Raw genomic sequence first — 25,004 nt, 5'->3', positions numbered from 1 at the left:
AATCCTCTAAACCAAAGCCTCAAATAAGATTTCGGCGGTATGCTTCGCTTCGCGTTGCGTACCGTCGTGAATCTGATGACGACAACTTGTCCCTGAAGCCGCTATAATCACCTCCGGTGCCTGTGCTCGAACCGTTGGAAACAACACTAATTCGCCTATTTGCATAGACAAATCATAATGTTCTTTTTCATATCCAAAAGAACCAGCCATACCACAACATCCCGAAGGTATCAATTGAACTTCATAATTAGCAGGTAAGGATAAAGCTTTCTTGGCTGGCACTAAAGAGCTAATGGATTTTTGTTGGCAATGACCATGCAATTTAATTAAGCGCTTTTCCTGCGTAAACTGATTTGGAGAAATCCGTTTAGCTTCCAATTCTTTGGCGATAAATTCCTCTAACAATAAAGCATTTTTAGCCAATTGTTTAGCTCGATCTACCCAAGCTTCTGCTACTAAATCTGGATATTCATCTCGAAACGTTAATAAGGCAGAAGGCTCAATACCCACTAATGGTACATCTTGGCTCACCAAATCACTCCATAATTCCACATTTTTCTGCGCTAACTCTTTTGCTTCATCCAACATCCCTTTGGATAAAAATGATCTCCCTGAAATAGGATGATCCAAGGTTCTAACTTCATATCCTAAAGCTTCTAGTAATAAAACAGCCTTCCTCCCAACTTCTGCATCATTAAAATTGGTAAACTCATCCACAAACAAAAACACGGCTTTGCTGGATGAAATACTAGGTCTATTTTTCAACCAAACTTTCAAGGTTTGATTGGCCAACAATGGCATCGTACGATTAGGATGGAAGCCGACAATTTGATTCGCGATTCGACGTAAAAATGGAGTACCCATCACTAAATTATAGGCAAATGGGATTTTAGATGCCAACGAAGAAATGCTGGAGAAATGGCCCACCAACCAACTGCGAATGGGCAAACCCTTTTCTTTTTGGTATTGATATAAAAACTCCATTTTCAATTTGGCCACATCCACATTGGATGGACATTCCGATTTACATCCTTTACAAGCAAGACATAAATCCATTACCTCTTTGATCTCTTCATGTGCGAATCGATTCTCTTGAGGAGAACGAGTTAAGAATTCACGAAGGATATTGGCCCTAGCACGAGTGGTTTCTTTTTCATTAAGCGTTGCCATAAAAGATGGACACATCGTGCCGCCTGAAACAGGCGTTTTACGGCAGTCCCCTGAACCATTGCATTGTTCTGCGTGCTGCAACACATCTTGATCTTGGTAACGAAAAGCGGTTTTGAATTCCGGTGTTATTTGACCTGCCTCATAACGCAAAAAGCTGTCCATAGGAGGTGTATCCACAATTTTATTCGGATTGAATATTCCTTTGGGATCCCACCATGATTTCAATTCGCACATCAATTGGTAATTGGACTCACCCACCATCCAAGGAATAAACTCTCCTCTAAGTCTTCCATCTCCATGCTCTCCTGATAAGGAACCGTGGTATTTCTTGACCAATCGAGCTATTTCCTCCGCAATATGTCGGAACATCTTATGCCCTTCTTGTGTCTTTAAATTGATGATAGGTCTTAAATGCAATTCCCCTGAACCAGCGTGGGCATAATGCACGCAATACAGATTGTTCTCCGAAAGGATTTCGTTGAACTCCGCAATAAATGCAGGCAAATCATTCACATCCACGGCCGTATCTTCAATAACGGCTACCGCTTTTTCATCACCCGGTAAATTAGACAATAAACCCAAGCCTGCTTTTCGCAAATCCCACACTTTCTTGACATTTTCTCCCGTGACGTAAGGAAAATGATATCCAAGGTTCTCCGCTAACATGGCTTTTTCTACTTCCTTGGCTTGAGCTGCCAATTCATTAGGGTCTTCCGAACGTAGTTCTACTACTAAAATTGCACCTGGATCGCCTTCCACAAAAAATCGATTTTGTCTTTGTTCGGGATTGGCTTTGGTACATTCTAAAATATAATGATCCATCAATTCAGAGGCTGATGGGTTAAATTTTAAGGCAATTAAATTAGCCCGTAAAGCCTCATCAATGGTATTAAAATGCGCACAAACTAATCCTAAATGAGCAGGTGGAAGCTTGTCGACATGCAATTTTATTTTCGTAGCAAAGCAAAGAGTTCCTTCAGATCCTGCCAGTAATGCACAAAAGTTAAATGGGGCTTTCGTGGAATCAAAAGCATCTGAATTTAAGAGCATATCCACGGCATATCCGGTATTTCTCCGATGTATACTCGGTTTTGGAAATTCATCCTGGATCTCTTGTTGTCTTTTAGGATCGGAAAGAGCTTCTAAGGTTTTAGCATAGATATGATGTAATCGAGTCCCCTCTTTCAAACCTTTCAGGGTTTCAAAAGGGTTTTCTGAACTAAAGTTGACCAAAGTTCCATCAGATAAATACCCTTCCACTTCCAGTACATGGTCGCGAGTGGAACCATACACGACAGAATTGGAACCACAAGAATTATTCCCCAACATGCCGCCTATCATGGCCCGGTTAGCAGTAGATGTCTCTGGTCCAAAAAATAAACCGTGCTTTTTTAACTCGACATTCAATACATCCCGAACCACACCAGGTTCAACCCACACATAGGATTCTTCTTGATTGATTTCTACAATGCGATTAAAAAATTTGGAAACATCCACAATTAAGGCCTTCCCTACCACTTGTCCTGCCAAAGAAGTCCCTGCCGTTCTTGGAATCAAAGGCAAAGCATGCTGATCCGCAAATCGAATGATGGTTTCTAAATCCTGCTTTGTTTCTGGAATAACAACCCCCAAAGGCATTTCACGATATGCAGAAGCATCTGTGGCATACAACGTACGCATCACGGAATCGGTATATAATGAACCTTGAATTTTCTCAGCCAATTCAGCTAAGACAGGTGTTGTTTCAACAGTTGAAAGCATGAAATTATATCTAATTAAGAACGCAATTTAACCAAACCTTGCGTGAGTAACAATTGGGCTAGGATATAAGTGGACATTACCCAAAAGGAATTCCCTGGAAATGAATAATAAAACTTGTTTATGGCCAATAAACTATCAGACAAAACAAACAATATGGCACCACCTAGTATCCATTGATAGTTCCACAGAGAAACACTAGATTTTCTCTGTAAGGCAAACCACAGCATTGTTCCTAAACTAATTGCATAGATAACAACAGGAATTGCCAATGCCAAGTTCATTTGAGGTAATAGAAGACTCAATAAACCAAGTACATAGATAGCCACCACGATAGTCATTCCATTAACTGGGCTCAACACTTTATTAATTTGCTTTCTAAACATATCAATGTAAATCCATTGCATGATTAAAAAACCACCAAGTCCTAATTGAAAAAACAGAGGATTACTACCAGGAATCATCAAAAACACATCTCCTAACCAAGCAAAAAACAAAGCTAAAAGGATAGAAGGTTTACGTTCCACATCTTTTGAAACGAAGACGTAGGCCATCAACAATAGCATGAGAGCCGGTTTAGCTACATATCGAATTGGAGAAATGGATGGAAAGAGCATGGGAATAATGACATCCATGACGGCGGCAATTACGTACAGCAACAAGAACAATCTTGGCCCTTTCATTTTTTCTATTTTAATAATTTACCTTCACAAATTTCTTGGTCAATGATGTAATTCGGACGACTTTTTGACTGAAAAAAGATGCGTAATATATATTCTCCCAAAATCCCAATCGCTAATAATTGAATACCTCCAAATAAAATGATAACAAATAATAGAGAGGTAAACCCTTCGATTACTTGACCAATGAATAATTTCTTGATGACCACATAAAAGAAATACAATAAAGAAGAGGCAATGGCCAAGAAACCTGCTGAAGAGACAAATTTGATAGGGAATTCACTAAAATTGAAAATTCCATTTAATGCCAATTGGACTAGTTTGGAAAAGGTGTATTTAGAATCTCCAAAAGCCCTTTCTTCACGATTATATGAGATACCTACTTGCTTAAACCCTATCCAAGTTCTCATGCCTCGAATAAATCGGCTTTCTTCTGGCATTTGATTTAAAATATCCACTACTTTTCTTCCCATAAAAGAGAAATCACCACTATCCAAAGGAATATCGACATTGGCTATTTTCTTCAATATTCGGTAGAAAATAAAATAAGCCATGCGCTTATACCAAGGTTCCTTTCTTTTCTCTCGAACGGCATAAACTACCTCATAGCCTTCTTGGTGTTTGGCATAAAACTCTTCCAATAATTCAGGTGGATCTTGCAAATCGCCATCTAGAACAAATACACCTTCTGAGCCACGAGCTACGGATAATCCAGCAGTTAGTGCCAATTGATGTCCGTGATTACGGGATAATAATACAACATGAAAGCGAGGGTCTGCTAAGGCCAATTGCTTTAACATGGCTCGTGAATTATCTCGACTACCATCGTCAATCAATACAGCTTCTAGCGTTATTTTGGATTGATCCATAATCTTGGTCAATCGCTCTACAAGGGTGGGTAAATTACTTTCCTCGTTATAAACTGGAATCACGAAGGATACCTGGGGAATTCCATTTGTCATGCGTCTAATATCTATATTTCCCTTTTTTGAAGTCAAAAATAAGCAATCTTCTGCCATTTTTTTTCTTTAAAAGCACGGAATCTTGAATTAAGGTATCTATTTTCTGAACGAATAAATCCGTGGGTTCAAAGTACACATTGGTTAATTGAGCATCACTGACATCGGCAGCTCGAACTTGCAAGTGTGTTGAATTCAAAAAATTATTCATTTTTGAAGGATAAATCACGGTATCACCTGGCTGGTACAGCCGTTTGACCTGTTGGGCAATTTCAATATAGGGGTTAGATCTCCTATCATGGGCAAAGGTGTATTTCTGTGCTTTATCCGAATAAAGTGGCAAAAATATTTGCACTAAATAATTCACCTGAATGAATAAAAATATACTAGCCACTATCCTAATCCAGATTACTTGTTGGAATGCATACTCAGCCAAGCCAAGGGATATAAATAGCCCAAAAGGTAATCCAAAACTGGCATACCGCAAGAAATAGCCAGTTGTGGAACCAGCATTTACTGCCGAAAAAATTAATACCAATATGGGAAATACAATTTGTATGATTCCGAATATATAAATGGACCTAGCGTCTTTAGGAAGGCTCTTCAACCAAGAAAACACCCCAGCTCCCAAAAGCAATAAACAAATGGCTCCTATTTTAAATCCATGACGAACATACAGGTCATTGGTCCACAAAAATTGGTCCGACAAAATGGAAACGGTTCTTTTGAATAAATTACTGGCATTGGCAGGCTCTATCCAACCAGCAATGGGGCCACTTTGCTCCAAAAATTCTCGGTATTGTTTGGCGGCATCGGCTTGGTACGCCAAAAAATACTGTCCTGGCCCCCATACCATCCATAAGCCAAATGGAATGATGACGATGATGCCACTCAAAATATGTTTTTGCCAGAATCGCCAGGTATTTCTTTGTAGTAAAGAGAAAATCACTTGACCCACAAAGACCAAGGCCGTCAAGTAGGTACTAAATAAAGCTGCCAAACTAGTGAGCATCCACATAATCCATTTTTTTCGAGCGCTCTTTTGCTGGTTTTCAGCTTGCATGGCCGACCAGAAGTAGAAATTAGAGGCTGTGGTGAAAAAAATGCTGGTGGTATAATTTCTGGCTTGTTGACTATATATCACAAAGAAGGGTTCAATGACGGCTAAAGCTAATATGAGGATGGGGAAACCTTTTGCTTGTGGGCGAATTTTTCTGGCCCAATAAAAAAGGAGCCAAAGTGTCAACATGTTAAATAAGACAGAAACAGAACGCAGGACACCATCTTCTTTGCCAAATAAAAAGGCAAAGAGTTTGAGCATCATGTCGTGAACTAAGCTATTTCCACTGACATCACCTCGGGCATCGGCATCTAGCCAAGCTTTAATCCCTCTTGATTTCCAAAAATCTTCTGGAGTAAATGTTTTAGGTGGGGCCAGCAAATCGGTCATGCCGCCAAAATTGGTATTACCAACGGCTAAGAGTACACTTTGTTTTTCATCCCCAAACAAGCCAAATTGGCCAATATGATAGGTTCTTAAGCCCAATGCCAAGAGCATCAAAGCAAAAAAACTCAAAACAAAAAGGCCTTTATTTTTCATCGAACACGTTTAGCTGGAAAACATAAAAATCACTTGATGTTACCATCAAGTGATTTTACACACCATTTGAAACTGAATAACAGCTTTTGATTAAGAACCACAGGCCTCACATGCTTCAGGATTATCTAAAGAACAAGTCATATCGGCTCTATTTTGCGATTCTGCTTCGGTGAATGAAGCAGCAGATGCGGCTTGCTGTCTCGCATACTGCATTTCTGATTCATGCACATTATTTGTTTGTTCAATTGCCACTTCTGCTTGTTTTTCGATGGTGAATTTAATGGCATCGGCAGCAGCTTTAGTACGTAGGTAATACATACCTGTTTTCAAACCAAGCTTCCAAGCGTGGAAGTGCATGGATGTTAACTTACCAAAGTTGACATCTTGAATGTGAATGTTCAAACTTTGTGATTGGCAAATATAAGCTCCGCGGTCAGCGGCCATTTCTAAAATAGTTTTTTGCTTAATCTCCCAAACGGTTTTGTATAACTCTTTTAAGTCTTGAGGAATTTCAGGAATATTTTGAACCGAGCCATTCGCAGAGATTAACTTGTTCTTCATACTCTCATTCCACAATCCCAATTTGATTAAATCTTTTAATAAGTGTTTATTCACGACAGCGAACTCTCCCGATAACACACGACGTGCATAAATATTCGATGTATATGGTTCGAAACACTCATTGTTTCCTAAAATCTGGCTAGTAGAAGCCGTTGGCATAGGAGCCACTAACAAAGAGTTACGAACTCCATTTTCAACCACCAATTGGCGAAGTGCTTCCCAGTCCCAACGACCTGATTCTGGTGTTACTCCCCACATATCGAATTGGAAAATACCTTTGGAGATAGGAGAACCTTCCCAAGTAGAATAGGGCCCTTCTACTTTCGCTAGCTCCATCGATGCTTCCATGGATGCGTAGTAAATCGTTTCAAAGATATCCTTATTCAATTGTTTGGCTGCTTCTGACTCAAATGGCATACGCAACATGATGAAAACATCGGCCAAGCCTTGTACCCCTAATCCAATAGGACGGTGGCGCAAGTTAGAATTTCTTGCTTCCGGTACTGGGTAATAGTTCACATCGATAATCTTATTTAGATTGCGAGTTGCTGCCTTGGTTACTTCATATAATTTATCGTGATCAAAAGCCAATGCACCATGCTCGTTCATACGAACGTACTTAGGCAATGCCAAAGAAGCTAAGTTACATACAGCTACCTCATCTTTGGAGGTATACTCCATGATTTCTGTACATAAGTTAGACGACTTGATGGTACCTAAATTCTTTTGATTTGATTTTTTATTGGCGGCATCTTTGTACAACATGTATGGTGTACCTGTCTCTGTTTGTGACTCCAATACTTTAAACCACAATTCTTGAGCTTTCACTACTTGACTAGCTTTTCCAGCCAATTCATATTTTTCATACAAAGCTTCAAATTCTTCACCGTAGGCATCAGAAAGTCCTGGGCACTCATGAGGGCAGAATAATGACCATTCGGCATTTTCCTCTACACGTTTCATGAATAAGTCAGGAATCCATAGCGCATAGAATAAATCCCTCGCACGCATTTCTTCTTTACCGTGATTTTTCTTCAATTCTAAAAAGTCAAACACATCGGCATGCCAAGGCTCTAGATATATCGCAAATGATCCCTTACGCTTTCCTCCTCCTTGATCTACATAACGTGCTGTATCATTAAATACACGCAACATAGGGATAATACCATTGGATGTACCATTGGTTCCCTTGATGTAAGATCCTGTGGCGCGAATATTATGGATACTTAAACCTATTCCACCAGCAGATTGCGAAATCTTAGCCGTTTGCTTCAAGGTATCATAAATCCCTTCGATGGAATCATCTTGCATTGTCAACAAGAAGCACGAAGACATTTGAGGCTTTGGAGTACCTGCATTAAACAAGGTTGGAGTAGCGTGAGTAAACCAGCGCTCCGACAATAAATTATATGTATCAATAGCAGCAGCAATATCCGCACCGTGGATACCTACAGCTACACGCATCAACATGTGCTGAGGACGCTCAGCGATTTGCCCTTCTAATTTTAATAGATAAGATTTCTCTAATGTTTTGAAACCAAAATAATCATAACCGAAATCGCGGTCATAGATAATGGCTTCATCCAACTCCACTGCGTTCTTCTTAATGATATCATAGATTTCCTTAGAAAGAAGTGCTGCGTTTTGTCCCGTTTTCGGATCTACATACGTATACAAGCGCTTCATCGTAGCTGAAAAGGACTTCAATGTGTTCTTGTGTAGGTTAGAGATAGCGATACGTGCTGCCAGAACAGCATAGTCAGGGTGCTTGGTGGTTAACGAAGCCGCTGTCTCAGCTGCTAGGTTATCCAACTCCGTGGTCTTAACCCCGTCGTAAAGCCCTGTAATCACTTTTCTAGCAACCTCTAGAGGCTGAACAAAAAAGGGATCCAAGCTATAGCAAAGCTTCTCAATTCTTGCTGTGATTTTATCGAACTTAACAGATTCACGTCGACCGTCTCTTTTAATTACGTACATACTTTATATATTAGAAAAATTAGCGTCTATATAATTCAAGTTACAACCTTGTTAAAGCACAAAAGATTCCCATTCTAGAAAATTTCTTATCTAAAACATTCAAGCAAATATCACTTGAAAAATGGTTGGCGGTTTTGTTTTAAGCTTTAACTTCATCCAAGGATTGCATACTCCTTGGGGGGTTGGGCACTACGTAAAATTAGAAAAAAAGAACACCGCTTGCAAACTATTTTTTCTCCAAAAAAAATAAAAAAATAAGGCTTATTTGAAATACAACATTCAATTAACCTCATGTCAATTCGTTACGACATCTGCGTCTTTGAAAAGTACCAGAAAATATTTTTTAAGATTTTTTTAAGCTCTCAATTATTGGCAAAAACCCTGAAAAATTGTTATGCATTTTTTTGGATTTCCTTATTAAATCTTTAATTTTGCATCCCGAATTACGTAAACCTGCATCCCATAGGTTTCTTTATAAAACAACAAGACGGCAGGGAATCGTCACTTTACTACCCAACATGAAAAAAGACATTCACCCAGAATACAAAGAGGTTGTATTTCACGATTTATCAGCAGATTACAAGTTTATAACTCGTTCTTGCGTTAATACAACAGAAACAACTGAATTCGAAGGAGCTACTTACCCAGTATTTAAAATTGAGGTTTCTTCTCAATCACACCCTTTTTACACAGGTAAAAATGTGTTATTAGATACTACTGGTCGTGTGGATAAATTCAACAAGCGTTACGCTCAGAAAAACTAATCCAAACAAAAAACATTACCTTGGCCTCCTCGAACTTATTTCAAGGAGGCTTTTTTATTGTATTTTTGCCTCATGCTGGAAAACGTCAACTTCTTTAATGACCCTCTCCTTGTTCAAGCAATGAGACCCCTAAGCTACTATCGATCTTTAGATCAGTTGTGGCTAGGCACCAGCACGATACAGGATAAATGGAAGGCTTATCCCCTACCTCATCCTTCTGCTCAAATGTCAATATTAGGCTCCTTAATCCCGGATGCCGACATTACCCAAGCCATCCGTCAGTTAAATCCAAATTCCGTCTTAGTTCAAGGAAATCAAGTGCTCGCCTTCACCACTGAACAAGGCCAACATCAAACCCCTCTTTCTTTGGCTAAAAACAAAATTGAATACATAGGTAAGGCTCAATGGATTCAGCATCCAGAAGATCTATTAGTACATCAAGCCGCAGTCCTACGTCATGAAATACAGCCTGCACCTTTTGATATTGAGAAATACCAAGCTTTAGGGAATATCATATTAGCCCCAACCAATTGCTATATACATCCAAGCGCCCAATTGAAAGGATGTATGTTGGATGCCAGCCAAGGACCTATCTATATAGGAGAAGAGGTCAACCTGCAAATGGGAACCATCATACAAGGGCCCGCAGCCTTTTTGAAAGGCTCATCCACCAATCTGGGAGCAAAAATTAGACCCAACACTACCATAGGCCCTGGCTGCAAAGTAGGTGGGGAAATCAATCATTCCATCTTTTTTCCTTACAGCAATAAAGCACACGAAGGATATATTGGAAGTTCTGTCATCGGTTCATATGTCAACATGGGAGCACTTACCAGCAACTCCAATATAAAAAACGACTTAAAGCCCGTTTCTATCTTTGATTATAGCCAAAGTAAACAACGGAATACGGGTTTAAAGGCATTAGGTCTCATCATGGGGGATTTTGTGACGACAGGTATTCATAGTAAATTCAATACTGGGAGTGTCATCGGTTGCCATACGAATATTAGTAGTCAGGGTTTCTTACCCAAATTCATTCCTTCTTTCACTTGGGGAGAATATCCAAAGGTTCAAACTTATCAAATGGAAAAGGCGAAACAAGTAGCTAGCCAATGGATTAGCTTAAAACAGCAAGCAATTCCTGAAAATCTAGCTCAGGTCATGGAAGAAATTTGGAAAGAGGAGGCTTCTTTCCGAACTTAGCCTTTTCGTTTACTCATTCCAAAAGGCATGCTTTTTAAGGATATTCCGGGCTTATTTGATATCAAAAAAACATTGAGTGCAGCCGTGCAAAATAAGCACATTGCGCATGCTCAATTGTTTCATGGTCCATATGGAGGTCCACAATTAGCCTTGGCCTTAGCATTTACCACGTATTTATTCTGTACGAATCGACAAGGGGATGATGCCTGTGGAGAATGCGCGAGTTGTCAAAAAATGAAAAGAGCGGTTCATCCCGATTTGGTGTTTTTATTTCCTACCATTGTTACTAAAAAAGTAAAAGAGCCCGAATCTGATATCTTTCTACCGGAGTGGAGAAATTTCATAGCCGAGTCAACGTATCGAACTTTACCCGAGTGGCTCGTTTATTTGGGAGCAGAAGGAAATAAACAAGGCAATTTCCCTGTGGAAGAAACCCGAAAATTAATTCCCAAAATTAGCTTAAAGCCATTTGAGGCTCCATTTAAGGTCGTTATTTTATGGAATCCAGAATCTTTAAATGCCTCTTCTGGAAATGCCTTATTAAAAACATTGGAAGAACCTCCATCGACTACCTTGTTTTTGCTGGTTTGTTCTGAGCCCCAAAAATTACTCGCCACCATCCTATCTAGAACCCAACGAGTAAAAATCCCATCGGTGGAAGAACATGTATTGGCCGATTTTTTAGTAAAACAATCCGCTATTGACTCGGAAAAAGCATTACAACTAGCCCAAAGTGCAGAAGGGAACATTTCTTGGGCATTAGAAAAGTCAAAAACAGAGAACCTAAGCACATCTACCTGGTTTGCGGAATGGATGCGAGCGGTGTATTCCAAAAACTTAAGTAAATTGGTCATTTTAGCGGATCAGTTTGACGGGTTTGCCAAAGAAGACCAAAAAGGCTTATTGGAATATAGCCTACATGTACTTAGGCAATGTTTATACCAAATATCTGAGACGCCTCAGTTGATAAAATCACTAGAAAAGGAAAAGAAATTCATCGATAATTTTTCCAAGACCTTAAGTCAAAAAAAAATAGAACAGATGTCCAATAAAGTTTCGGATGTTCACTACCATTTGGAAAGAAACGCTAGAGCCAAAATGGTTCATTTGGACTTATCCTTACAATTTGTTCGCATATATCATGCACAAAAAAACGCCTAATCATGCAGCATATTAGAATTGGAACCCGAAATTCAGCATTAGCTCTTTGGCAAGCAAATCATATTGGTCATTTATTAGAGAAGGCTGGATTTAGCTATGAACTGATGGCCATCAGTACCAAAGGTGACCAAGTCTTAGATCGTTCCTTATCCAAAATAGGCTCTAAAGGTGTTTTTACGGAAGAGCTAGAGATCATGCTCCGACAGGGGGAAATTGATATTGCCCAACATTCCGCCAAAGACTTACCCTCTCTTCTACCCGAAGATTTAGAATTAATAGCCTACACGGAAAGAGAAGCGGCACATGATGTGGTGCTTAGTTTAGACCCTAGTCTTCATTTACAAACAGATAAAAAATTAAAAATTGGTACTTCTTCTACTCGAAGAAGAGCATTTTTACAGCATTTCTATCCGCAACATGAGGCGGTGGAAATGCGAGGCAATTTACAAACGCGCTTAGAAAAATTGAAGCTAGGCACTTGTGATGCTATGCTGCTCGCTTATGCAGGGGTTCATCGCATGGATATGAGTGCGTATATCACGCAACATTTAGCTATCTCTGAATTTGTTCCTGCGGTAGGACAAGGCTCTGTAGCCATTCAGTGTGCCGTTAATTTGAATCCCAGCCTCAAAGAACAAATTAGGGCCGCATGTAATCATGTAGACACGGAAAAATGCCTGTTGGCCGAAAGAAGTCTATTATTTCAATTAGAGGGCGGCTGTAGTGTTCCTGTATATGGACATGCTATTTTACATGAGAATTCGCTCCACTTAACGGGCGGAGTGCTAAGTTTAAATGGTCAACAAAAAATAGAATTCACGCAAATTGGTACTCATCCTCAAATTTTAGGCGAACATTTAGCAAGAGATTTGGTAAATTCGGGTGCTAGAAAAATCCTACAAGCCATTAGGGCAGAGTTAAATCCATAATCTTGTTGAAATTTCGCATGAAAAAGAGAATTTTAATTACTGGTTCCAATGGCTTATTAGGTCAAAAATTAGTCCAATTGCTCGTCAAGCAGGCAGACATTGACTTAATAGCAACAGCTAAAGGCCCCAATCGTCTTGTGTCAAATTCAGGCTACACCTATGTATCCTTGGATATAACCCAAGAAAAAGAGGTAATGGAAGTCTTTCAGGAATACCAACCTGACGTATTAATTCATACGGCGGCCATGACGAATGTAGACACCTGTGAAGTGGATCCAGCAGGTTGTGAACTATTGAATGTCACAGCTGTCCATTATTTAATCCAAGCCTGTGAAGCGCATGACACGTTTATGTGTCATTTATCTACTGACTTCATTTTTGACGGAGCTGCTGGCCCATATGATGAAGAAGCACAACCGCATCCTATTTCCATTTATGGAGAAAGTAAACTAGCCGCAGAAAAATTGCTTCAGGAATCTTCCATTCGCTGGGCGATTGCTAGAACGGTCCTTGTTTTTGGTATTGTTCAAGATATGAGCCGTACCAACATTATTTTATGGGTGAAAAAATCTTTAGAAGAAGGTAAATCCATCCAAGTCGTTACGGATCAATTCCGAACCCCTACCCTGGCCGAAGATTTAGCGATTGGCTGCTGGTTAATTGCCCAAAAAGAAGCAGAGGGTATATTTAATATTTCAGGTTCTGATTTCTTAACCCCTTATGAAATGGCTATCAAAACGGCTAATTTCTTCCAGCTTCCCTTAGATTTAATAAAAAAGGCCGATTCTTCTACATTTCAACAAGCGGCCAAAAGACCTCCTAGAACGGGATTTATTTTGGACAAGGCAAAAAAACTCCTAGGATATCAGCCTAGGAGTTTTGATGAGGGAATTGCTATCGTAGCGGAACAAATTCGCGCTTAATCTTCCAATAAAGGCCTGTCTTCTTCCAATAAAGGTAAATCATTTTCCTCTTGAGTAGATTTAGCTACTAAGGATTCTGCTTGAAACTTCGCATTTTCTTCTTGTAAGGTTTTCCAAAGTACATCTTTCAATTCTTGAATACCTTCCTGAGTTATGGAAGAGATGAATACCACTGGCAAATCTGAAGGCAAAGTAGCTCTAATTTCTTCCTGCATTTCTGGAATCGAAATATCTATCTTGGAAACGACCAAAACACGCTGTTTTTGAAGTAGTTCTGGATTATATTTCTCTAATTCTCCCAAAAGAATCTCGTATTCTTTACCCCATTCTTTGGCATCGGAAGGAATTAAAAAACATAAGATTGAATTTCGTTCAATATGACGTAAAAAACGTAAACCTAAACCTTTACCTTCGGAAGCTCCTTCGATGATACCAGGAATATCGGCTACCACAAAAGATTTATAATCGCGGTAAGCAACCACGCCTAGATTAGGAACTAATGTAGTAAATGGATAATCGGCAATTTCAGGTTTGGCGGCTGATAGAACTGAAAGTAATGTGGATTTACCTGCATTGGGGAAACCTACTAAACCAACATCGGCTAATACTTTTAATTCCATGATGACCCAGCGATCCAGCCCTTCCTCTCCGGGTTGAGCATGGCGAGGGGATTGATTAGTAGAAGATTTAAAATGGGTATTACCCATGCCTCCTCTTCCCCCTGGAAGTAATAATATCTTTTGTCCTTCTTCAGTCACTTCTGCTAAAAACTCGTTGCTTTCAGCATCTTTTACGATGGTTCCAAGTGGAACTTCGATGTAAATATCTTCGCCTTCGGCCCCAGATCTTCTTCCACCTTCTCCACCTTTGCCATTATCTGCGATAATGTGTTTTTGGTATTTCAGATGAAGTAAAGTCCAAAGTTGAGAATTACCAACCAAATAGATATGTCCACCTCTTCCGCCATCTCCTCCATCGGGTCCTCCTTTAGGCACGTGTTTTTCACGGCGAAAATGGGACGATCCAAATCCTCCTCTACCGGAGCGGACGTTTATCTTTACGTAATCTATAAAATTGGATGTCATAAGGTATGATACAAGGTTATTAACCTTCAATGATGCGGACAATTTGTCCAAATATTTCTTCTATTTCACCTATACCATCAATTCCTTGGAATTTTCCTTGGGAAGCGTAGTATCCGGCAACTGGAGCCGTCTTTTCTCCATATTCTTGTACTCTTTTACGAATTAGATCTTCGTTTTGATCATCGGGTCTTCCCGAAGTCTTTCCGCGTTCTAATAAACGTTGCGTCAATTCCTCTTGGTTTACTTCCAAGGAAATCATGTGCTTGATGGATAATTGATGACCTTCTAATAAAGTATCCAAAGCTTCAGCTTGAGCTACCGTTCTAGGGAAACCATCGAAAATAAATCCGGCAGCCCCTTTATTTTCATTCAATTTATTCTCAATCATTCCGATCACCACAGAATCTGGAACGAGAATTCCTTGATCCATTAATTTTTTTGCTTCAAGACCTAAATCAGTACCAGCGGTAATTTCAGCCCGTAATAAATCTCCTGTGGATAAATGAATTAAACCATATTTTTCAATCAATTTGGCTGACTGAGTTCCTTTTCCAGCCCCTGGAGGCCCAAATAGTACAAGATTTAACATAAAAAATGTAAATGGTTGACTGTTAAACAAGAATAAAAATTGAAGGACAAAGGTAATCAATGCCAAAGGATAAAACCACCTTTATCTAAAATATACCTTTCTTATATAAGTTACTGAGTTCAAGAAAGGTATATCAAATAAGTGAAAATTTTTTAGCTATATGTGCTAATCTTTAATTTGTATGGCCTAACTTGCAGGCGATTAAGTGGATAAAAGGCTATTTTTTATCGACAAAATCAAATTTTCACTCAAATCTTTTACTAAATGAAAACAAATTTCTACGTAAGCAGAGTGGTCTTCTTAATGGCTTTAATGTTATCCGTTTCATGGGTAGCTTGGGGTCAGGACCGAAAAGTATCTGGTACTGTACAAGACGCTAAAGGCGACGGTATTCCAGGAGTATCCGTCTTAGTTAAAGGTACTACCACCGGAACAACAACCGATGGTAATGGAGCATTCTCCATCACAGTAAAAACAGCCAATGCTGAATTGACAGTTAGTTCAGTAGGTTATGTGGCTAAAACTGTTCCAGTAGGAAACAGATCATCCATCAGTATCTCATTAGATGAAGATGTAAGCCAATTAAGCGAAATCGTTGTAACAGGTTATGCCTCACAACGTAAAAAAGACATCACTGGTGCGGTAGCCGTTGTTAGTTCGAAAGAATTAACCGCTGTTCCTTCCGCTTCAGTTACTCAAATGTTACAAGGCCGTGCGGCGGGTGTGACAGTGGGTAATGACAACTCTCCTGGTGGTGGTACCATGGTTCGTGTACGTGGTTTTGGTTCGATTAACAACAACAGTCCACTGTATGTAATTGACGGCGTTCCCACTCAAGGTACTTTGAACCAAATCAACCCAAGTGATATTGAGTCAATGCAAGTATTGAAAGATGCTTCTGCGGCTTCTATCTATGGTGCACGTGCTGCGAATGGTGTTGTGATCATCACAACAAAGCGTGGTGGTGAAGGTGAGCCAAAAATCAACTTTGATATGTACACAGGTACACAAGATGTTGGTAAAACGTTGGACTTATTGAACACAAAAGAATTAGGTCAGTATTACTATCAGTCTGAAATCGGTGCAGGTAAGGCTGCTGGAACTTCTCCTTCGGCTCAATACCGTTTCGGTGCTGATGGTACTCAAACTATCGCTGATTATATATATCCTAACGTATATGGTACATTACCAGCTAACTATACGTATACCAATGATATCAATGATCCAAACTTAGGTAAAACGGCTTGGAACATTACTAAAGCAAATAAAGAAGGTACTGATTGGCAACATGTTATTTTTGGACCAGCTAAAATCTCTAATTACCAAATTGGAGCTACAGGTGGATCAAAAAATGGTAAATATGCGATCTCAGGTTCTTACTTCAGCCAAGATGGTATTTTGAAATATACTAGCTACCAACGTTACTCTGTTCGTGCTAACACCGAGTTCAAAAAAGGAGGCTTGACTTTCGGTGAGAACTTTACTGTATCTTATGATGAAAAAGTAGGTGTGCCTTCAGGTAACAACAACGAATCCAACCCAATTATGTTTGCGATTCGTATCCAACCAATCATCCCAGTATATGATATCACGGGTGGTCCAGTAGGTTTAGGTGGTACTAACTCATCTGACTTAAATGGATTTGCTGGTTCTCGTGGATCTAACTTAGGTAATGCTCCTAACCCATTTGCTCGTCAGTGGAGAGAGAAAGATAACCCTACAAAAGGTAGCCATATTTTTGGTAACGTATTCTTAGAATATGAAATCATCAAAGATTTGAAAGCTCGTACTAGTTTAGGTTTTGAATACAATAACTACAACCAGTCGGCTTATTTCAACCGTGATATCGAAGCTGCTGAGCCAAGATCATCCAACAGTTTAACTGTTTCTAACTCATACGATCGTGCTGTAACTTGGTATAACACCTTGAATTATGCTAAAACGATTGGCGATCATACGTTCAACGTATTAGTAGGTACTGAAGCAGTTTCTACCTATTCATTTGGTTTCAATGCTGCTCGTTCAAACTTTGCTTTCGATGATTTATCTTACCGTTACTTGAACAATGGTTCTGCTGCTGGTTTATCCAATGCTGGATCAGGTGCGACTCAAACAGCTTTGTTCTCTCAATTCGGAAAAGTAAACTACTCATATAAGGATTTCTTATTGGCTGACTTTACTTTACGTCGTGATGGTTCATCTCGTTTCTCTTCTGCTTACCGTTATGGTACGTTCCCTGCATTCTCTGTGGGTGCTCGTTTGACAGAATTGGCTTTCATGAAAGATTTGACTTTCATCAACGACTTGAAAGTACGTGCTGGTTGGGGTAAAACTGGTAACCAGTTGATTCCAAACGTATACAATGCTTATACATTGTTTACTCCAGATCCAAACAACAACGCATATGATATCTCTGGTTCTGGTAACTCCATTGCTGCAGGTTTTGATATTGCTCAGTTTGGTAACTCATTTGGACGTTGGGAAACTAACACATCTACCAACATTGGTTTCGATGGTAGTTTGTTCAACAACAAATTGGATATCGCATTTGACTGGTACACTCGTACTACATCAGACATGTTAACTCAGGTACCTATTCCAAAAACAGCTGGAACGGCATCTATTCCTTACGTAAACATTGGAGAAGTAAACAATACAGGTATTGATATCAACTTAACTTACCGTAACCAAATTGGTGACGTTAGATACTCGATTTCAGGTCAGTATAGCCAATACAAAAACAACGTAGTGAAGTTGAACGATGATCCTAAGGCTACAATCTTTGGATTCTCAACTCGTCTTCCTTCAATTTCAGTTACTAAAGCTGGATTACCAATCGCATCATTCTACGGTTATATCGTGGATGGTGTAATCAAAGATGATGCAGAAGCAGCTTCTGCGACTCAAATCGCTGGTTATACTCGTGCAGGTGTATTCAAATTCAGAGACGTGAATGGTGATGGTAAGATTACGGCAGATGACAAAACGATCATCGGTAACCCTCACCCTGACTTTACTTACGGTTTAAACTTAAACGTAGGTTACAAAAACTTTGACTTAACTGTATTTGCTCAAGGTGTTCAAGGAAATGAAATTTTCAACTACTTGAAATACTGGACAGACTTTAACACATTCCAAGGAAACCGTTCTAAGGATATGTTATACAACTCTTGGAAGAAACAAGGTGACGTAGCTCAATTGCCACGTTTGAACTCAAATGACACATTCAGTCAGCAGATTTCTACTTACTTCGTTGAAGATGGATCATATACTCGTATCAAGAACATCCAATTGACTTACACGGTACCATCTAGCATTACTAAGAAGTTAAAATTAAGCTCTTTACAAGTGTATGTTCAAGGTCAAAACTTGTTCACATTTAGTAAATACAAAGGCCTAGATCCAGATATCAACTTGAGAACTTCAGGTAATGACAATCAAGATATCCACATGGGTATTGATGAAGGTTCATTCCCTGTGGCTAAATCATACAATGTTGGTTTAAGAGTAGGATTTTAATCTAGATATCATTTGAAAATAAATCATAAAAAAATGAAAAAGTTAATCATATTCGCGTTAGTAGCGACCGTCGGACTGAGCACTTCTTGCTCGGATAGTTTCTTCGACATTCAGCCACAAGGAGCGGCTTCATTAACCTCCTTGAGCAACAAGAATGGAGTGAATGCATTATTGATTGGAGCATACTCATTATTAGACGGCGTTGGTGCTGGTAATACGGGTCGTCAATCAACTATTTCCAATTACGTATTTGGTGGTATCACTTCAGGTGATGCTGTTAAAGGAACGGATGCTGGTGACCAACCAGAACAAAGTTTTATCGAGCAATTCAACTGGTTGTCTGACAACACCTATTTCTTAGGAAAATGGCAACACACGTATGATGGTGTAGCTCGTGCCAACGAGGCTATCCTTTTAGCAAAAAGTACTGACGTAAAAGACATGACTGATGCTGAAAGAACTCAAGTAGTAGCTGAAGCTCGTTTCTTACGTGGTCACTATCATTTTGAAGGTAAAAAGATGTGGAACATGATTCCATACATCGATGAAACTATTTACAAGCGTGATGATCCAAACTCAACTAAAATTCCAAATGATAAAGACATTTGGCCAAATATTGAGGCAGATTTCAAATTTGCAATGGAAAACCTTCCAGCTGTTCAAGCTCAAAAAGGTCGTGCTTCAAAATGGGCTGCAATGACCTATTTAGCTAAAGTTTACATTTTCCAAAAGAAATGGGCTGCTGCTAAAACATTGTTAGAAGATGTGTACAAAAACTCTGGTAAGAAGTTAGTAACTAACTACCACGATAACTACAGAAATACGACTAACAATAACGTCGAGTCAATTTTCGAAGTTGAATTCTCAATCAATGATGGTTCAACTGGTAACAACGGTAATGCTGGTGATAACTTGAACTGGCCATATGCTGCCAATGCTCCAGGTCGTGGATGTTGCGGATTCTATTTACCATCTCAAAACTTGGTAAATGCATTCAAAACTTCTTCTGATGGTCTACCATTAATTGGAGATAAAGCGGATGGAACAGCAGATACTTACAACCAAGTTGACCTTCCAAACGATCAAGGTATTCGTTCAGCAACAGTTGAATTCAACTTGAATAAATCTATTCCAGTTGACCCTCGTTTAGACTGGACAGTAGGTCGTCGTGGCGTTCAATTCTTGGATTGGGGTCCAATGCCAGGTTTCCCTTGGATTCGTGACCAAAACTATTCTGGTCCTTATACAGGTAAAAAATGGATGTACTACTTAGCTGATGAAGGTAGCTCAACTCACTCTACTTCTAAACGTGCAGTTAATAACAACTACCGTTTATTAAAATTATCTTCGGTGATCTTATGGTTAGCTGAGTGTGAAGCAGAATTAGGCAACTTAAGTGGTGCTGAAACTTATGTAAACATTATCCGTAATCGTGTTAAGAATGGTTCTGTACAAGATCCAACTGTTACTTATATTGTTAATCCTTATCCTACTGGCACATTCGAAGCTAAAGGAAAAGATTATGCATTGAATGCAGTTCGTATGGAAAGCCGTTTAGAATTTGCTATGGAAGGTCACCGTTTCTTCGACTTAGTTCGTTGGGGAATTGCTGCTCCTTACTTAAACAAATACATGGCTGAAGAAGCTAAAAATGGTACTGATATGGCAGGAAGAACCTACACCAAGAGAGGTTACTTAGCTGGAAAAACATTCACTACTGGTAAAAATGAGTATTTCCCTCTACCAAATGATGAGATATTAAACTCTCAGAAAGACGGAAAACCAACATTGAAACAAAACAACTACTAGTCGTTTATTTCATGTTATTTAAAAAAGTCAGGACAGAAGTCCTGACTTTTTTTTTGTACATTTTCACATCAAATATTACTACTATGAAATATCCATTTATCTTCGCTTTACTATGTATTAGCTGGACTTGTTTTTCACAAGTTCCTTCCGGCAAAAGTGTCATTAGTTCTCTGCACATCTTTGATGTAAAAACAAAAAAAAGTACCGAAATCCTCAAAGAGCATCGCCATTTTGAAGCACCCAATTGGTCCGTCGATGGCTCACATTTGCTCATCAATAGTTTGGGCTTATTAGAAAAAATCAGTCCAAGCGGCACTAAATTAGGTCAAATTCCCACAGGTAGTATTCAGAAATGCAATAATGATCACGGATATAGCTTTGATGGAAAAACACTGTACATTTCTAGTTCTGACCCAAGTTCAGGAATCAGTGGTTCTCTCATTTTTAAAGTAGCTAGTCAAGGTGGACAACCCATTCGACTTACCAACCAAGGCCCCTCCTATTGGCATGGAATATCTCCTGATGGCAAAACCATGGTCTACTGTGCAGAAAGAAACAAAAACTACGATATCTATGCCATGGATACCCAAGGCGGAGCAGAAATTAGACTCACTACAGAAGAAGGACTGGATGATGGCCCAGAATATAGTCCTGATGGAAAATACATCTATTTTAACTCATTCCGCTCTGGGAAAATGCAAATTTGGCGTATGCATCATGATGGAAGTAATCCTGAACAAATGACCTTTGATGCCTACTCAACCTGGTTTGCCCATATTAGACCCAATGGTAAAGAAGCAGTTGTGATCAGTTATACAGAAGATCAAAAACAAGGTCACCCCTTTGGGCATCAAGTAAAACTTCGATTATTGAATTTGAAATCTAAAAAAATTCAAGATTTAACAGAAGAATTTTATGGAGGACAAGGTAGTATCAATGTCCCATCCTGGTCACCAGATGGCTCTAAATTTGCCTATGTTCGCTATGAGCTAGAAGACAAAAACCCCTAATCATCACGTAATTGTGTATATTTATATCGAAATATATGTCGATGAATCTATCACAAGCATTTGACGAAATAGTACTAAAAAGAAGATCAAACAGGCGATTTGATACAGCTATTCAAGTCCCTGATGAAGTCATTCAAAAAAGTCTAGAACGTGCCATTCTTTCCCCCAATAGTAGCAACATGCAACTTTGGGAATTTTATTGGATTAGCAGTCCAGAAGAAAAAGCTCAATATAAAAAACTCTGTTTAGGTCAATCTGCCGCACGAACTGCTGCTCATTTAGTCGTATTCGTTACTAGGCAAGATCATTGGAAAAAACATGCTCAATGGAACATAGACAAGATTAAAGCGTCTATGACAGGTGAACCTAGCAAGTCTGAAAAAAGAGCCTTGGATTATTATGGCATTTTAATGCCCATATTGTATCGAACGGATATCCTGGGATTAAGTACCTTAATTAGAAGGGGTATTACTTTTGTCAAAGGATTTAATAATCCTTTCATGCGATTTGCTGGATTGGCAGATCAGCGAGTTATGGTACATAAATCATGTGCCCTAGCTGCACAAACATTTATGCTTTCTATTGCCGCTGAAGGGTTTGATACCTGCCCTATGGAGGGATTTGATGCCAATTTAGTTAAAAGGGCCTTAGATCTTCCCAATGAAGCCGAAATCAACATGATCGTGGCGGTTGGCAAAGGAACCGAAGAAGGAATTTATGGCAAAAGAAATCGTTTACCGCTAGATGAGGTGGTTTTCAAACGTTGATTATAAACAATCGACATCGATAATGATTTGAACACCCTTACAAGCCGAATGGGAAGATTGAATATCTATTTCCTCTCTCAAGGCTTCTTTAAATTTCGATAATGCCAAACCTTTCTCGATTTTAATCAATATCTCCATGGCAAATTGATTTCTAATTCTTTCAATCAAAGGTTTTTCAGGGCCTAGTACTCGACCATGGCCAAATTTCTCTTTTAATGCTGCTCCCAAATGCCTCGCAGCCAGTTCTACCCGAGCCGCCTCCATATTTCTCAGTGTCAATTTAATCAATCGACTGAAGGGAGGATAATGGTATCCTTCTCTTTCCACGATTTCTTCCGCATACATAGCTTCAAAATTGTTTTGCAAAATATGATCAAAGATGGGATGTGTTGGCTGATTGGTCTGAATATATACGTGTCCTTGTTCTTCTCTTCTTCCTGCCCTACCTGCCACCTGACAAATCAATTGAAATGCTCGCTCATGTGCTCTAAAATCTGGAAAGTTAATCACCTTATCAGCATCAAAAATGGCCACCATGGATAATCCTTCAAAGTCCAATCCTTTGGCCACCATTTGAGTTCCAACCAAAACATCGATATTACCAGAAGTTATTTCTGCTAATAAACTGGTAAATGCCGTTTTCGAACGAGTGGTATCTAAATCCATCCGACCAATACGCGCATCTGGCATATGAAGCTGTAATTCTTCTTCTAATTTTTCAGTACCATAGCCCATAGTCTTCAATTGCGTACTTCCACAGGCAGCGCAGCGCCTTAATAAACCTTCCCGATATCCACAATAATGGCAACGCAACTCTTGATCTCGGGCATGAAAAGTCAAACTGACATCACATTGATTACAAGTAGCAATCCAATCACAATCCTGGCATTGAATATAAGGAGAATAGCCTCGCCTATTTTGAAACAATAAACTTTGCTTTCCACGATTGAAATTTTCCTCCAAAGCAGCAATCAAATCGACCGAAAAGCCCCCTTTCATTTGCTTCATTTTTTGAGCATACTTGGTGTCTAATAGGGTTATTTGAGGCAAAGATGCAGCTCCAAAGCGTTCCTTGAGCGTTACCAAACCATATTTGCCCTCTTTGGCTTGAAAATAGGACTCAATAGAAGGAGTTGCTGAGCCTAAAAGGACTTTGGCTCCCTGCTGTCTGGCCAAGACCATCGCTACATCACGAGCATGATACCGGGGAGCCGGGTCTACTTGTTTAAATGAAGACTCATGTTCCTCATCCACAATCACTAAACCCAAATTGGAAAAAGGCAAAAAGACAGAAGAACGTACACCCACCACGAATGGATATTTTCCTTCTACGATAGATTTCCAAACTTCTACACGCTCATTATCTGAAAACTTAGAATGGTAAATGCCTACCTGCTCTCCAAAAATTCGTTTGAGGCGCAGCACAATTTGGGTGGTTAGGGCTATCTCAGGCAATAAATAAAGCACTTGACTACCATTGGCCAACGCTTCTTGAATCAGTTTAATATAAATTTCTGTTTTTCCACTTCCTGTGATGCCATGCAATAAAACGACATCTTTTTCCCGAAACTGATTCAAGATGGATTGATAAGCTTTGTTCTGAGCTTGATTCAAATCAAATACCGCTGGAATAAAATCTTCAGCATCTTGTCCAAATCTAGAAACAACCACCTCAAAACTTTCAAAAACCTGATTTTTAATCAACGTTTGCAAAGAACTTTCAGACAGCTCCGCTTGAGAAAAACTAGATTTTTCAAGACCCTTTTGATTGATTTCGGCATTTCGTAAAACAGGAATAAACTGAAGGTAATGTAAAATTATGGCCAATTGCTTAGGCTTGGATTCCAATTGCTGAATTAGCTCTACTAATTTTTCCTTTTCTTCGTATGGTACTGCCAAACGAATTTTACGCATCACCTTAGGCGTATACCGATCTTTCAATTCATCAAAGATCAATATGGCTTGCTTGCCTACTAAAGATTTAATCAAGTGATAAGGGCTCTTCAATTCAGCCAATTGAGCTATTTCATCATATGACATGGATCCCTTTTCTTGAATCGCATTAAAAATCAGTTGTTCCTTTTCATTCAAGGTTGTTTCAACTGAATAAGCAGGATTGATCTGTACTTTGGATTGACTGGATATTTTCAGTCCTGCAGGTAAGGCAATCTGAAAAACCTCTCCAGGATAGCACATGTAATAATCCGCTACCCAATGAAATAATTTGATTTGAGAAGCCGTAACTAAAGGACTATCATCTAATATTTCTAAAATATATTTTGCTTGATATTGCTTAGGTGGCTGATGATGAACCTGAACAATGACTGCAGTTAAAACCTTGGAGGATCCAAATGGTACCACAATTCGTATCCCTGCATCCACTAAATCTGACCATACCCGAGGTACTCGATACGTAAAATATCGTGGTATGGGTATAGGGATTAAGGCATCCACAAAAACCGTTGATTCCTCTGAAGACGACAATGCTGTTGACTCGTTCATGCTAGCTACAAAGAAAAGGAAAGATTCGTGGACTGGCA

Annotated in this window: 17 protein-coding genes; 9 read left to right on the top strand and 8 right to left on the bottom strand. The window is 39.3% G+C overall.

Annotation, left to right across the window (positions count from 1 at the left end):
* Positions 1-6 precede the first annotated feature (6 nt).
* From EWU23_RS11120 to EWU23_RS11100, 5 genes are all read right to left on the bottom strand, one after another.
* On the bottom strand, positions 7-2,931 hold the full coding sequence (locus tag EWU23_RS11120) for an FAD-binding and (Fe-S)-binding domain-containing protein (RefSeq protein ID WP_166232154.1): 2,925 nt from the start codon (positions 2,929-2,931) through the stop codon (positions 7-9).
* Positions 2,932-2,945: 14 nt separating this feature from the next.
* On the bottom strand, positions 2,946-3,611 hold the full coding sequence (locus EWU23_RS11115) for a lysoplasmalogenase (RefSeq protein WP_166232152.1): 666 nt from the start codon (positions 3,609-3,611) through the stop codon (positions 2,946-2,948).
* Between the two features lie 5 nt (positions 3,612-3,616).
* Positions 3,617-4,570, bottom strand: coding sequence for a glycosyltransferase family 2 protein (locus EWU23_RS11110; protein WP_166232150.1), 954 nt, complete (start codon positions 4,568-4,570; stop codon positions 3,617-3,619).
* 4 nt (positions 4,571-4,574) lie between these two features.
* A complete protein-coding gene (locus EWU23_RS11105; protein ID WP_166232148.1) occupies positions 4,575-6,167 on the bottom strand; it encodes a glycosyltransferase family 39 protein in 1,593 nt (530 codons plus the stop codon).
* 90 nt (positions 6,168-6,257) lie between these two features.
* Complete coding sequence (locus EWU23_RS11100) at positions 6,258-8,705, bottom strand: ribonucleoside-diphosphate reductase subunit alpha (protein WP_166232145.1); 2,448 nt, start codon at positions 8,703-8,705, stop codon at positions 6,258-6,260.
* Between the two features lie 518 nt (positions 8,706-9,223).
* On the opposite strand from EWU23_RS11100, the gene EWU23_RS11095 reads away from it, so the two are divergent.
* From EWU23_RS11095 to EWU23_RS11075, 5 genes are all read left to right on the top strand, one after another.
* A complete protein-coding gene (locus tag EWU23_RS11095; RefSeq protein ID WP_166232143.1) occupies positions 9,224-9,469 on the top strand; it encodes a type B 50S ribosomal protein L31 in 246 nt (81 codons plus the stop codon).
* 72 nt (positions 9,470-9,541) lie between these two features.
* Entirely contained in the window at positions 9,542-10,672 is a 1,131-nt protein-coding gene (locus tag EWU23_RS11090; RefSeq protein WP_166232141.1) for a putative sugar nucleotidyl transferase, read from the top strand.
* A gap of 27 nt (positions 10,673-10,699) precedes the next feature.
* Positions 10,700-11,833, top strand: a complete 1,134-nt coding sequence (locus EWU23_RS11085) for a DNA polymerase III subunit (protein ID WP_166232139.1) — start codon at positions 10,700-10,702, stop codon at positions 11,831-11,833.
* 2 nt (positions 11,834-11,835) lie between these two features.
* A complete protein-coding gene (hemC, locus tag EWU23_RS11080; RefSeq protein ID WP_166232137.1) occupies positions 11,836-12,762 on the top strand; it encodes a hydroxymethylbilane synthase in 927 nt (308 codons plus the stop codon).
* 17 nt (positions 12,763-12,779) lie between these two features.
* Positions 12,780-13,685 carry an SDR family oxidoreductase gene (locus EWU23_RS11075; protein ID WP_166232135.1) on the top strand — a complete coding sequence of 302 codons (906 nt, stop codon included), beginning with the start codon at positions 12,780-12,782 and terminating at the stop codon, positions 13,683-13,685.
* Here the strand turns inward: EWU23_RS11075 and obgE are convergent.
* Both obgE and EWU23_RS11065 read right to left on the bottom strand, forming a co-directional pair.
* A complete protein-coding gene (obgE, locus tag EWU23_RS11070) occupies positions 13,682-14,770 on the bottom strand; it encodes a GTPase ObgE (protein WP_166232133.1) in 1,089 nt (362 codons plus the stop codon). The two genes, EWU23_RS11075 and obgE, sit on opposite strands and share 4 nt — an antisense overlap.
* Before the next feature lie 19 nt (positions 14,771-14,789).
* Positions 14,790-15,359 carry an adenylate kinase gene (locus EWU23_RS11065; protein ID WP_166232131.1) on the bottom strand — a complete coding sequence of 190 codons (570 nt, stop codon included), beginning with the start codon at positions 15,357-15,359 and terminating at the stop codon, positions 14,790-14,792.
* A gap of 264 nt (positions 15,360-15,623) precedes the next feature.
* On the opposite strand from EWU23_RS11065, the gene EWU23_RS11060 reads away from it, so the two are divergent.
* The 4 genes from EWU23_RS11060 to EWU23_RS11045 all read left to right on the top strand — a co-directional run bounded on the left by EWU23_RS11060 (position 15,624) and on the right by EWU23_RS11045 (position 22,464).
* Positions 15,624-18,878 carry a SusC/RagA family TonB-linked outer membrane protein gene (locus EWU23_RS11060; RefSeq protein ID WP_166232129.1) on the top strand — a complete coding sequence of 1,085 codons (3,255 nt, stop codon included), beginning with the start codon at positions 15,624-15,626 and terminating at the stop codon, positions 18,876-18,878.
* A 33-nt stretch (positions 18,879-18,911) separates the two neighbouring features.
* Entirely contained in the window at positions 18,912-20,687 is a 1,776-nt protein-coding gene (locus EWU23_RS11055) for a RagB/SusD family nutrient uptake outer membrane protein (RefSeq protein ID WP_166232127.1), read from the top strand.
* 83 nt (positions 20,688-20,770) lie between these two features.
* On the top strand, positions 20,771-21,697 hold the full coding sequence (locus tag EWU23_RS11050; protein WP_166232125.1) for a DUF5050 domain-containing protein: 927 nt from the start codon (positions 20,771-20,773) through the stop codon (positions 21,695-21,697).
* Positions 21,698-21,732: 35 nt separating this feature from the next.
* A complete protein-coding gene (locus EWU23_RS11045; protein ID WP_205753168.1) occupies positions 21,733-22,464 on the top strand; it encodes a nitroreductase family protein in 732 nt (243 codons plus the stop codon).
* Here the strand turns inward: EWU23_RS11045 and priA are convergent, their stop codons facing one another.
* Positions 22,465-24,966 carry a replication restart helicase PriA gene (priA, locus tag EWU23_RS11040; protein ID WP_166232121.1) on the bottom strand — a complete coding sequence of 834 codons (2,502 nt, stop codon included), beginning with the start codon at positions 24,964-24,966 and terminating at the stop codon, positions 22,465-22,467. It abuts the gene before it with no gap.
* Positions 24,967-25,004 lie beyond the last annotated feature (38 nt).

Origin of the sequence: Aquirufa beregesia (genome assembly GCF_011090385.1) — a bacterium.
Lineage (GTDB): Bacteria > Bacteroidota > Bacteroidia > Cytophagales > Spirosomataceae > Aquirufa > Aquirufa beregesia.
Note: the sequence above shows the minus strand (reverse complement) of the source record. Positions and strands in the feature narration are given on the sequence as shown.